The following is a 14057-nucleotide window of genomic DNA, read 5'->3' on the forward strand; positions in this document are numbered from 1 at the left end:
CGTCCTCCGATGCGACATCGGTCCAATTCGGTGAGACGCGCGTTCAACGGCCAAACCCCCATTTGGTACTAGGGATTCCCCCCTGTCTGCCGTGTGCCCGATGAGTCGCGGGCGCACGGTCATCTGATTTCGGGGGCTTTCAGAATGATCGATCGTGGCAATGGTACGCGTGCGTCCAAGGCTGTTTCTGCACGCGCGCGCCGTGAGGCGCTGCTGCGCAAGGCACTGCTCGGCTCGACCGCGCTGATCGGGATCACCCTCGCCACACCGGCAATGGCCCAGTCGATCAACCCCGCTGGCGGCGGCACGATTTCGGGCACGGGCTCCTATACGGACGCGACGGCGACCAATGGCGGCGTGCAGGTGACCAACACCGACAATGCCGGCATCACCATGTCCGGAGTCACGATCAACAACATCACCGGCGACCCCAACGGCATCGCCTACAAGCAGATCGCCGCCGGCGGCCAGAGCGCGGTCCTCTTCACCGCGGGCGCGAACGCGCTGCGGAGCGACCAGAACGGCGCGGCGCTTTCGCTGCAGGCCGCGAACGGCAACGTCACCTGGGCGATCGGCCAGTTCGACACTGCCTCGACCACCGATCTGGCCGCGACCTTCGGCGCCTATCTGATCGCCACCGGTTTCATCAACGTCGTCGATTTCGGCACGGTGAGCTCGCTGCGCAACGTCACCGGCATCGCCGGCGACACCGGCATCTATGCCAGCTCCAATTCCTCGTCGGTGAACCTGTCGCTGAAGGCGCCGACCATCTCCGGCTTCGTCACCGGCATCAATGCCCTGTCCACCACCGGCGCCAACGTCACCACCACGGGCGGCTCGATCAGCACGCTCGCCGGCGGCACGGGCATCCGGGCATCGGCGACCAGCAACGGCGGCGCGGTGACGATCTCCTCGGGATCGGCGATCACCACCAGCGGCACCGGCACCGGCATCAGCGCCACGTCGAACAATGCCACCACCAGCGTGACCACCACCAGCGGCGGCACGATCAACGGCGGCAAGTACGGCATCCAGGTGAATGCCGCGCTGGCGGGCCAGAGCACCACGGTTACGATCGGTGCCGCGATCGGCGACACGACGCGCCCGACCACCGCGGCGGTCGACTTCACCAGCACGGGCGTCGTCGGCGGCACCAACACCGTCAACGTCAACGCGAATGTCTCGGGAGGCACCGGTTTCTACACGATCGGTTCGAGCTATACGAACACCGACCTGATCGTGAACGTCGCGCCGGCCGTGACGGTCACCGGCCAGTCGACCAGCACGATCCGCGCCGGACGCAATGTGACGGTGGTCAACAACGGCACGATCAGCGCGCCCGGCGCCGGCTCGACCGCCATCGGCAACGCGCAGGCGCCCTCGCTCATCGACGTGACCAATAGCGGGACGATCACCGGCGGCTCGTTCGCGATCAGCGCCCTGGGAGGCGCGACCGTCACCAACGCCGGCACGATCTCGGCCGCCAACAATGTCGCGATCGACACCGGTCGCGGCGGCACGATCACCAACAACACCGGCGGCACCATCGCCGGCGGTTCCAACGCCACCAATGGCTGGGCCATCCGCTTCAACAGCAGCACCTTCTCGACCGGCCAGACGGTCAGCAACAACGCGACGATCACCGGCGGCGCCGCCGGCGCGATCCGGCTCGACGCCGTCACTGCTTCGACGCTCAACCTCAATGCCGGCTCGACCACGACCGGCCTGGTCAAGGTGAGCGGCACGGGCGCGACCACCACCAATCTCGCCGGCAACCTGAACGGCGACTATGACGCCAGCGGCGCCAGCGGCACGCAGAACTTCACGCTCGCCGCAACCGGCTCGGCGCACAACGTCACGCTCGGCTCGGGCAACGACGTCTTCACCTGGGGCGGCGGCGCCTTCACCGGCACGATCGACGGCGGCACCGGTGCCGATACCTTCCAGGTGGATGTCGGCGCGTCGACGGTCAAGACGCTCAACCTCGCCACCGACTTTGCCAACATCATCAATTTCGACGCCTTCACGCTGCTCAGCGGCCGACTTACGCTCACCGGCAGCCGCGACGGCGGCGCGGGCTGGGCCGTGGCGGGCGGCAACGCGACCGAGCTGACCGTCAACGGCGCACTGACCAACATCGCCGGCAACGCCGTCACCCTGCTCACCGCCGACCAGATGTTCGTCCTGTCCGGAGCGCAACTGAGCGCGACCGGCGACGTCATCTATTCGACCGCGATCGGCAACAACATCTCGAACGCCGGCACGATCACCGCCGGCACCGGCATGTCGTCGGGCATCGCGATCGGCAGCGGCACGATCACCAACGGCGGCACGATCACCTATGCGGCGGGCGGCTCGATCGCCACCCAGGGCAATGGCGTGCTCGGGATCAGCAACCAGCTGACGGTCACCAACAACGCCGGCGCCAGCATCATCGGCCGCTGGGACGGCGTGCGCGCCAACAACGGCATCTTCGCCAGCAACTACGGCCTGATCCGCGGCGACCGCTTCGCCGGCATGGAGATCAACGGCGGCTCCACCATCACCAACTACGGCACCGGCCGCATCTATGGCGCGACTGGCGAAGGCGCCGGCATCCTGATCAACAGCGGCGTCGCCGGCATCACCAACGCATCCGGCGGCCAGATCGTCGGCGCCGGCATCGCCGCCATCTACAATGGCGGCACCGGCCTGCTGACGGTCAGCAACAGCGGCACGATCGCCACCGGCACGCTCGACGGCACCAACAACTATGTCGCGGGCGGCATTGCCACCGCGATCCGCAGCGGCAGCGCCTATGTCACCAATTCGGGCGCGATCGAAGGCGCCTCGGGCGGCATCCTCACCACCGGCGCGCTCACGCTCTACAATACCGGCACGATCAACGGCTTCGGCACCGGCTTGCTCAGCAACGACGCAGTCAATGCCGGCGGCGTCGCGACCATCGTCAACAGCGGCTCGATCGCCCAGGGCTCCGGCGCCGCCATCCATGCCGGCGCAGGCGGCACCATCACCAACGCGACCGGCGGCGCGCTCATCGGCGGCAACGATGCCACCACCGGCGCCGCCGTCCAGCTCATCGCGGGCGGCACCTTCAACAATTACGGCGCGGCCACCAGCACGGCGGGCATCGGCGTGATCAACGGCAACACCGCCGCCACGATCAACCTGTTCGCCGGCTCGTCCATCGGCAAGGTCATCAGCGGCAGCGGCAACGACACGCTGGCGATCTACAATGGCGGCAGCGCCAGCGACGCGGCGATCACCGACGGCACCAGCGGCATCACGCTGCGCAATGCCGGCGCGCTGACCACGGCCATCTATGGCGCGATCGACCTGGGCGGCGGCAACGACACGATCCAGCTGCGCGGCACCGGCACGGGCGCGCAGGCGGGAACCTTCTCGCTCGCCAACGCGACGGGCGTGGAGACGATCAGCAAGCTCGACAGCGGCACTTGGACGATCAACGGCACCGCGACCGCGCCCGGCATCTCCGTCATCGCCGGCAATGGCGGCCCCTCGGGCACGCTGATCCTCTCGGGCACCAGCGGCATCGGTTCACTCTATGTGAACGGCGCGAACGTCCAGGCCAATGGCGGCGGCGCGATAAGCGGCGCGACGGTCCACATGCTCGCCGGCAACCTGCAGCTCGCCTTCGCCAGCGTCTATGCCAACAACATCCTGCTCGACGTCGGCACGCCGCTGAACGGCCAGGCAAGCGTGTTCGAGAACCTCTTCGGCGGCAATGCCACCCTTTCAGGCAACATCACCTCGGGCAGCGGCACCAATATCGGCGGCCAGGCGATCGCCTCCTCCCAGGCCCTGACCTTCGCCGGCCTCGCCAACAGCGTGTTCAACCTTACCGGCACCAACAGCTGGACCGGCATCACGACGATCAATTCGGGCGTGACGCTGCAGGGCAGCACCAACTCGATCTCGGGCGGCAGCATCGTCGACAACGGCACGCTGACCTATTCGCAGGGGACCTCCGGCACGATCGCGCAGGCCATCTCGGGCACCGGCGCGCTGGTGGTGACCGCGGGCGGGGCCGTGATAACGCTGACCGGCGCCAACACCTTCACCGGCGGCACGACGCTGAGCGGCTCCGGCGCCAACCTGGTCCTGGGCGCTGGCGGCCAGCTCGCCGGCAATGTCGTCGCCAATGCGAACGCCACCCTGACCTTCAACCGCGGCGACGGCTACACCTTCGCCACCTCCGCCAGCGGCGCGGGCGCGGTCACCGCGCTCGGCACCGCGACGCTGAGCGGCGCCTTCACCAACACCGGCGCGTTCACCGTCAATTCGACCACCAACGGCGTGGTCACGCTCACCGGCTCGCGCAGCGGCGCGACCGGCAGCGGCGTCGTCTATACCGGCATGAGCAGCACCTTCCGCGTCGGCTCGGGCGGCACCGTCGCCGGCGGCGACTATCTGGGCGTCCGGATGAACGGCTCGAACGGCACCCTCGCCAATCTGGGCACGATCACCAACGCCGGCACGCTCTACGACAACAACTGGGGCGCGGCGGTCGGCGTCGGCGCGACCAGCGGCACGACCACCGTCAACAATGGCGATGCGGGCAACAGCCTGGCGACGATCAGCGGCCAGAATGCCGGCATCAGCCATCTGGGCAGCGGCGGCGTGATCGCCACCGGCCTGCTGACCGTCAACAATTACGGCACGATCAGCAGCGCCATCAAGAACGGCATTGATAACCAGGCGGGCTCCGGCGCGCTGACCGTCAACAACTATGCCGGCGGATATATTGTCGGTCAGGGCAGCGGCGGCGCCGGCGCCGGCGTCGGCAACAGCAACAGCTCGAAGCTGCTCACGATCACCAATGGCGGCTGGATCGTCGGCCGCACCAGCGGCGTCTCCGCCTTTGGCAGCCTCAACCTCACCAACAGCGGCACGATCGCGAGCGGCACGCTCTCGGGCGGCACCAGCGGCACGCTGACCACCGGCACCGGCGCCGGCGTGATCGCCCTCAACGCCGCCGGCAGCGCGATCACCAACCAGGCGAACGGCCTCATCACCGGCAATGTCGGCATCAGCGCCAGCGGCAACGGCCTCCAGCTCGTCAACCAGAACGGCGCCGTGATCCGCGGCGCCACTTCCGGGATCAGCGCCAACGGCACCATCACGATCGACAATAGCGGCACGATCGAGACGCTGAGCGGCGCGGCCGGCTATGGGATCCGCGCCGGCACCGGCTCGACCATCACCAACAATCTGGGCGGCATCATCCGCCAGGCCGGCACCGGTGGCATGTACACGATCTCGGCGAGCGACACGCTGACGCTCGTCAACGCCGGCACGATCTCCAACGCATCGACCGCCCTGTTCACCGCCGCCGTCGACGCCACGCAGACGCTGACGCTCACCAATAGCGGCACGATCACCGCCGCGGGCGGCGCCGCCGTCCAGCTCAACGGCGGCGACAATGTGATCGCCAACTCAGGCACGATCACCGGGGGCAGCGACGCGAACTTCGGCTTCGGCGTCTACGCCACCGCCGATTCCTGGAACACGACCATCACCAACCAGGCGGGCGGCGTGATCGGCGGCAGCCGCGGCGGCGTGCGCGTCGACAGCGCCGACGGCATCGCGATCGACAATGCCGGCACCCTGGTCGGCACCGCGGCCATCAGCAGCGGCGTCTTCATCCTGAACGGCGATCCCACGCTGACCAACCGGGCCGGCGGCACGATCGTCGGCCAGAGCTGGGGCATCCAGTCCGACGACACCGGCACGATCACCAATGCCGGCTTCATCGGATCGGGCACGCTCTCGGGCGGCACCACGGGCAGCTTCACGGTGAATGCCGGCGGCAACGCCATCGCCATGAGCGGCGGCAGCGTGACCAACGACGCCACCGGCTCGATCGTCGGCGGCAATTACGGCATCACCGCCGACGGGCCGATGACGATCGTCAATTCGGGCCTGATCAGCGGCGGCAGCCACGCGATCTATCTGACCGGCACCGGCAACAACATAGTGACGCTGAACGCCGGCTCGACCACGACGGGCGCGATCCAGCTCGGCGACGGCGGCGACACCCTCAACTGGAACGGCGGCAGCTTCACCAGCATCAACGGCGGCGCGGGTCACGACGTGTTCAACGCCAATCTCGGCGCCGGCTCGACGACGCTCAACGTCGCCACGCTTTCCGGGTTCGAGACCTACAACCAGAATGGCGGCGCGCTGACGCTGGCCGGCATCCAGGGCGCCGGCGGCGGCTGGACGGTCAATGGCGGCGCCTTGACGCTCGGCGCCAACGCCAAGGTGGACGTCACCGGCACCGGCGTGACGCTGGCCGATGGCGGCACCAGCATCACCATCATCAATGGCGGGGCGCTGATCGGCAATGCCGGCAACGGCGTGGTCGCGACGGCCGACACCAGCGTGACCAATGGCGGCATGATCCGCTCGCACGGCACGAGCTATGCGGGCGTGACGACGGATGGCGGCACCATCCACAACCAGGCCGCCGGCCTGATCGCGGCCGATGGCACCGGCGTCGTGATGCAGGCTGGCGGCACCACCCTGTCCAATGCCGGCATCATCCTCGGCAAGGTCGACGGCGTGGTCGGCGGCGACGTGTCGCAGACGCTGGTCAACACCAACATCATCGCCGTCGGCGACGCGGGGAACAACGTCACCCAGTTCTGGCAGGTCAACCAGAACTACAGCACGGGCGACGGCGTCCGCTTCACGGCGGGCGGATCCGTGACCAACAGCGGCATCATCGCCGGCGGCGCCAACGGCGTGGCCATCAGCGGCGGCGCGGCGACGATCGAGAACTCGAGCAGCATGATCGGCTATAGCGGCTACGGCCTCTTGCTCGACGCGGCGGCCGGCACCACCTCGACGATCGTCAACCATATGAGCGGCTCGATGGAGGGCGGCCAGGGCGCGGTGCTGCTCACCGGCGACGGCACGGTCAACCTGACCAACGAGATCGGCTCGTACATGTACGGCAGCATCGTCTCTACCGGCGGCGGCGCCCGCAACATCGACCTCTCGGGCACGGTCTATGGCGATTATGACGCCTCGGCGAGCACCGGCGCCAACACGGTGACCTTCCGCTCGGGCGCGCACATCAACAATGTGACGCTGGGCAGTGGCGACGACACGTTCATCTATTTCGGCGGCATCATCGACGGCGTGGTCGATGGCGGTGGTGGCCATGACAGCCTGTTCGCCGATTTCGGCGTGGGCACCAGCTACAATGTCAGCCTCGCCAACTTCATCGGCTTCGAGAGCCTCGGCCTGATCTCGGGCGACATGACGCTGACCGGGCCGAGCAACAATCCCGGCCAGGCGATCTATGCCGGCCTGGGCGGCGTGCCCTCGGGCACGATCACCTTCGACGGCACCAGCGACCTGACCGGCGACATCTACGTCAATGGCGGCGCGATCCGCGCGGCGACCGCAGGCGCGTTCGGCTCGGGCACGATCCACATGATCGACCCGACCGCAACCTTCGGCGCCACCGGCACCTATGCCAACAACATCAGCCTCGAAGTGGCCGCTCCGTCCTCGGCGAACCCCTCGACGCTGAACACCGATGCGGGCGTGATCGCCACGCTCACCGGCGCGATCACCACCGGCACCGGCGCGGGCGTCGATCCGAACCAGGATCTGGTGTTCGGCGGCACGGGCACGGTGATCCTCACCAACGCCGGCAACAGCTGGACCGGCACCACCACGATCAACCACGGCGCCACGCTGCAGGGCAGCGCCGCCGCCATCTCGGGCTCGGCGATCGTCAACAATGGCGAGCTGGTCTATGACGAAGCAGGCAACAGCATCGTCGTCGCGAACATCACCGGCAGCGGCAATTTCCACAAGATCGGTTCGGGCAGCCTGACGCTCACCGGCACCAACAGCTGGACCGGCAACACCGAGATCGGCGGCGGCTGGCTGATCGGCACCACCGACAGCATCTCGGGCAGCACGCTGAACTTCAACGGCGGCAACCTGGCGTTCGTTCAGGCGGCGAACGGAACCTTCGCGGCCGACATGAGCGGCAGCGGCTATGTCAATGTGTGGGCCGGGGGCAACACCCTCACCTTCTCCGGGCACAACGCCTTCACCGGCTCGATCAACGTGCAGGACGCGTCGACCGTCGCGATCACCGGCACGCTCAACACCGGCACCGCGAACAGCATCAACCTCTACAATGCCGGCGCGGGCGTGACCAATTCGGGCACGATCAGCGGCGCCCGCGCGGTCGAAGGCGGCGTGGCCGGCGTGCTGGTGAACAACCTCGCCGGCGGCACGATCACTGGCAACGCCCAGAGCGCCGTGATGCTCTGGCAGGGCGGCACGGTCACCAATGCCGGCACGATCAACAACGGCAACGGCCAGGCGACCATCTACATGGCCGGCGCGAACGGCAGCGTCACCAACAGTGCCAACGCCATCATCCAGAACAGCGTCGGCAATGCGCTCAACATCAACAGCGCCAACTTCACGCTCGACAATGCCGGCACGATCCAGGGCATCCACACCGCCGTCGCCATCAACAGCGGGACCAGCGCGTCGGTGACCAATAGCGGCCTGATCTCGGGCGCCAACTACGGCATCCGCGCCGCCACCGCGGGCGCGACGATCGTCAACAGCGGTTCGGGCACGATCACCGCGACGGGCGGCCCCGCCGCGATCGCGGTGTTCCTGACGGGCGACAATGCCAGCGTGACCAACCAGGCCGGCGCCTCGATCACCGGCGCCGGATACGGCGTCTTCATCTCCGGCACGAACGGGGCCGTGACCAACAACGGCGCGATCATCGTCAATGCCGGCACCGGCGCGTCGCTCTCCAACGGCGGCGTCATCACCAATGCCGGCGCGATCTCCGCGGGCACCACCGGCTCGGGCATCGGCCTGGGTGTCTATGCCGGCGGCGCCGCGACGGTGACCAACCAGTCGGGCGGCACGATCTCGGGCGGCAACCTGGCGATGCTGCTGGCCGGCAGCGACCTGGTCACGGTCAACCTGAATGCAGGCTCGACCACCACCGGACTGATCGCCTCGGCCGGCAACGGCGCGCGCGCGATCAACATCTTCGGCAAGCTGGACGGCAATTACGAAGGGAGCGACGGCGCCGACCTGATCACGCTGGACACCGGCGCGACGCTGACCGGCTGGCTGGACGGCGGCGCCGGCAACGACACGCTGGCGCTGGTCGGCAGCGGCTCGGCGACGCTCGGCACGGTGCGCAACATCGAGAGCGCGACCAAGTCGGGCACCGGCACCTGGACGATCGCGACGCCGACCGGCATCGGCGCCTGGACGATCACCGACGGCACGCTGGTGCTCGCCGGCGGCAATGCGATCGCCGACACCGCCTCGGTCGCGGTGAATGGCGGCACGGTGCGGCTCGCCGCCTCCGAAGCGATCGGCAGCCTGTCGGGCACCGGCATCGTCGCTCTCGGCGCCAACACGCTCGGCCTGACCAGCGGCGGCTCGACCTTCACCGGCACGCTGACCGGCACCACCGGCAACCTGCTGATCGACGGCGCGAACTTCACCTTCGGCGGCACGGCGGGCTATGGCGGCCTCACCGAAGTCCGCTCGGGCGGCCTGACGCTGGCGGCAGGCGCCAGCTTCAACCCGGCATCGACGCTGCTCGTCGGCACCGCCGGCACGCTGAACCTGGCCAATGTCGGGATGACCGTGTCCCAGGCAAAGCTGCAGGGCGTGCTGAACGGCAGCGGCACCCTGACCGCCTCGATCATCGAGCTCGACGGCGCGACGGTGAACGCCAACCTGGCGGGTCCGGTGACCAACAGCGGCGGCATCTCGACGCTGAACGGCATGGTGGTCGGGGCCAATGTCGCAGTCACCGGCGGCACGCTGCGCCTCGGTGCCGGCGAGCGGATCGCCGACACGGCGAATTTGAGCGTCGCGCAGGGCGCCACCTTCGACCTTCAGGGCTTCAACGAGACCGTGGCACTGGCGAGCCTCGCCGGCACGCTGGCCGGCACCGGCACGCTGACGGCCTCGGAATATGACCTGGCCGGTGCGACGGTGAACGCCAATCTCGGGGCCGGGACGGTCTATTCGACCGGCGCCAGCAAGTTGAACGGCACCGCAGCAGGCAATGTCGCGGTCAATGGCGGCACGCTGACGCTCGGCGCCTCGAACCGGCTGGCGGACACCGCCACGGTGGCGGTCGCTTCGGGTGCCACGCTCGACATCGGCGCATTCAGCGACACGATCGGCACGCTCGGCCTGGGCGGCACGCTCGCCGGCACCGGCACGCTCACGGCGGGCCAGTATCAGCTGACCGGCGCGACGGTGAACGCCAATCTGGGTGCGGGCACGCTGTTCAACCTGGGCGGCACCTCGGTGCTGAACGGCACCGCCGCCAGCGACGTCTCGGTCCAGGCCGGCACGCTGACGCTGGGGGCCGCCAACCGCATCGCCGACACGGCAACGCTGAATGTCGGCACCGGCGCGACCTTCAACCTGGGCAATTTCAACGAGACGGTGGGCCTGGCCGGCATTGCCGGCACGCTGGCCGGCACCGGCACGCTCACCGCTGGCCAGTACCAGCTGACCGGCGCGACGGTGAACGCCAATCTGGGCAACGGCACGCTGTTCAACCTGGGCGGCACCTCGGTGCTCAACGGAACCGCGGCGGGCAATGTCGCGGTCCAGGCCGGCACACTGGCGCTCGGCGCCTCGAACCGGCTGGCGGACACCGCCACCGTGGCAGTCGCCTCGGGCGCCACGCTCGACATCGGCGCGTTCAGCGACACGATCGGCACGATCGGCCTGGGCGGCACGCTGGCCGGCACCGGCACGCTCACCGCGGGCCAGTATCAGCTGACCGGTGCGACGGTGAACGCCAATCTGGGCAACGGCACGCTGTTCAACCTGGGCGGCACGTCAGTGCTGAACGGCACCGCCGCCGGCGACGTCTCGGTCCAGGCCGGCACGCTCACGCTGGGGGCAGCCAACCGCATCGCCGACACGGCCACGCTGAATGTCGGCACCGGCGCGACCTTCAACCTGGGCAATTTCAACGAGACGGTGGGCCTGGCCGGCATCGCCGGCACGCTGGCCGGCACCGGCACGCTCACCGCTGGCCAGTACCAGCTGACCGGCGCGACGGTGAACGCCAATCTCGGCAACGGCGCGCTGTTCAACCTGGGCGGCACCTCGGTCCTGAACGGCACGGCGGCGGCGACCAACGTCACTGTCCAGGCGGGCACGCTGCGCCTCGGCGCCAGCGACCGCCTGGCAGACAGCGCGACGCTGGGCGTGGCTTCGGGCGCGACCTTCGATCTTGCCGGCTATAACGAGACGGTAGCCAGCCTCGCCGGCTCGGGCACGGTTGCGCTGGGCACCGGCCGCCTCACCCTGTCGAGCGCCGCGAACACGGCGTTCGGCGGCGCGATCACCGGCTCGGGCACGATCGACAAGCAGGGCATCGGCACGCTGACGCTGGCCGGCACCTTCGCCACCACCGGGCGCTTCGACGTCTCGGCCGGCACCCTCGCCTTCTCGGGCTCCACTCAGGGCGGCATCCGCGTCCAGGGCGGCACGCTGACCGGCGGCGGCACGCTGGCAGGCCCGCTGACGATCGCCTCGGGGACCTTCTCGCCGGGCGGCCTCGCCGGTGCGCCGGGCGCGATCAACCCCATCGGCAACTTCACCGTGGGCAGCCTGGTCGTCAGCGGCGGCACGCTGCTGTTCGACTTCGGCGGGACGGGCTTCAACTTCGCGTCGGACAGCATCAAGGTGAACGGCGCCGCCACGCTCACGGGCGGCACGGTGCAGGTCAACGCGCTGACTTCGGCGGCGAGCGACTATCGCTTCAACCAGCTCTACACGATCGTCCAGGCGAACACCCTCACCGGCACCTTCGCCAATGGCAGCGTGTTCGCCACGGTGGCGAGCAACCCGAACCTGAAATGGCGCCTGCGCTACGATCTGCTCGCCAACGCCGTGGTCCTCCAGGTCCAGAAGAACATGGAGTTCAACGACGGCATCGCGGCGGGCGACCGCAACACGCTCGCCGTCGCCAACGCGCTCGGCAGCTCGACCACCGGCAATGCGTCGGATCAATGGTCGGCGACGCTCAACACGATCACCTCGCTCGACACGCAGCAGCGCGTGGCGGCGTTCCGGAGCCTGAGCGGGGAAATCCTCGCCAATGCCTCCAGCGCCACGATCTCGGCGAACAACCAGTTCACCGACCTGCTCCGCCAGCGCGTCGGCGACGGCAGCGATGCGCTGATCGGCGGCGGCTTCGCGGGCTCGAGCCTGGCCGATGTCCGCACGACCGCCACGGCGGGCAACGGCTTCGCCAGCAGCCTGGCGGGCGCGAGCCTGCCGGGAGCCGGCGACGGGGAAGCGGGCAATGGCGGCATCTGGGGCCAGGTCTATGGCGGCTATCAGAAGCTGGTCGGCGACGGCGTCCATGCCGGCGTCGACAACACCGTGGCGGGTGTCGCCATGGGCCTCGAGACCCGGACCGGCGGCTTGACCGCGGGCATCGCCGGCGGCGTGGCGCAGATCGACTCCGACATGAACAGCCGCAGCGCCACGATGAGCGGGAACCAGTACCAGCTGGGCGGCTATCTCAGCTATGATGCGGGCAGCCTGTTCGTCGCCGCTTCCGGCAGCTGGTATTCGAGCGACCTGAACAGCCGGCGCACGCTGGCGCTGGGCACCACCACCGCGCTTGCCACCGGCGACATCCACGCCACCGGCTATTCGGTGGGCGTGAGCGGCGGCTTCCGCACCGAGCTCGGCAATGGCCTGCGCCTCGCCCTGATCGGCAGCGCGAACAAGGTCCGCAACCAGCAGGACGGCTTTGCCGAGAGTGCGGCCGGCGGCCTCGGCCTGCAGATGGCCTCGGCCAATCGCGACCTGTTCACCGCCGGTGCCGAGCTGCGCCTCGGCGCCAAGGTGAAGACCGGCGCGGGCGTGGCCATGCCCTGGGTCAGCATGGGCGTCCGCTACAATTCGGGCGACCTCGATACCGTCGGCGCGCTGCGCTTCTCGGGCGCGCCGAGCGGCACGGGCGGCTTCGGCATTGAGGGCGTGCGGATGGCACCGGTGCTCGGCACGCTGGGCGTCGGCATCGATGCCCGGGCCAGCCGGAATGTCCGCCTGGGCATCGCGCTGGAAGGTTCGGCGGGCGAGAACACGCGCGAAGGCCGGGCATCGGTTCGCGTGAAGATCGGCTTCTAGCCGACAAGCGGCGCCACGGTTCGGAAAGGCCGGAATCCCGATCCGCACCGGACGCCGCCTGGCCCCACCGGGGGGCCGAGAGCCCGCGCAGGGTACTGCGCGGGCTCTCTTGTCACTGGCGCCGGGATGCCGATCGCCGGCTTGTGCCCAGGGCACCCATCCATCTTCCCTATCGATGATCCCGCACTTCTTCGCGGAACTCGATCCCCAGCCGGCGGGCGGCATTGATCACCTCAGGCGTCCGCGGCGCAGGGATTTTACCGGTTCTTTGCACCCGTGCCTTAGGATCTCTCGCCATGCCCTGGGAGCAACTTGCGAGGCGCGAATGTTCGGGAAAAGGAAGGCAATCGACAGGCCCGAACTAGAGACCGACGGCACACGGCCTGAATCGACGACACCATCGCACGATACGCTTGTGGTTGCCGCCGCATATGTCGTGTTTGTTTCGAGTACCGATAGGATGCCGTTTCTCGTGAACCGCCTGCACGAGCCGACCGCCTGTAGATCTCCGTCCATCGAGGGTGTCTGCTTTACCTTCGAATCAGAGCAGGGCGTGTCGGGTAGATTCTATTTCTTTCCGCAGTTCGCGTCCGTGTGGCCGGACGGCGAAGCCTCGCCACGTCATCAGATTCCAACCGAAATGACCGCGGCTCGCGTTCCCGGCTATACGGATGCGCTGCGCCAACTCCTGCGGCCGACCCCTCGCGGAATTTCATTCGACGAAGACCCAAATGCGATCCTGGCGCGCCTCCAATCCGATCGCGCCGGATAGAGGGCGGCGCGACGCACCTTCAGCAGTCGGCCTCTCGATCGGCCTCGGCCCGAACCGAATCCTGCAGCTCGCT

At 68.7% G+C, this 14057-nt stretch carries 2 protein-coding genes; both read left to right on the plus strand.

Features of this window, described 5'->3' with window-relative positions:
- Positions 1–144: 144 nt before the first annotated feature.
- Positions 145–13212: an autotransporter-associated beta strand repeat-containing protein gene (locus tag FFS08_RS12650; protein WP_137862259.1), complete on the plus strand. Its 13068-nt coding sequence runs from the start codon at positions 145–147 to the stop codon at positions 13210–13212.
- A gap of 325 nt (positions 13213–13537) precedes the next feature.
- A complete protein-coding gene (locus FFS08_RS12655; RefSeq protein WP_137862260.1) occupies positions 13538–13984 on the plus strand; it encodes a hypothetical protein in 447 nt (148 codons plus the stop codon).
- Positions 13985–14057 lie beyond the last annotated feature (73 nt).

This window comes from Sphingomonas sp. 1F27F7B (assembly GCF_005503355.1).
GTDB lineage: Bacteria > Pseudomonadota > Alphaproteobacteria > Sphingomonadales > Sphingomonadaceae > Sphingomonas.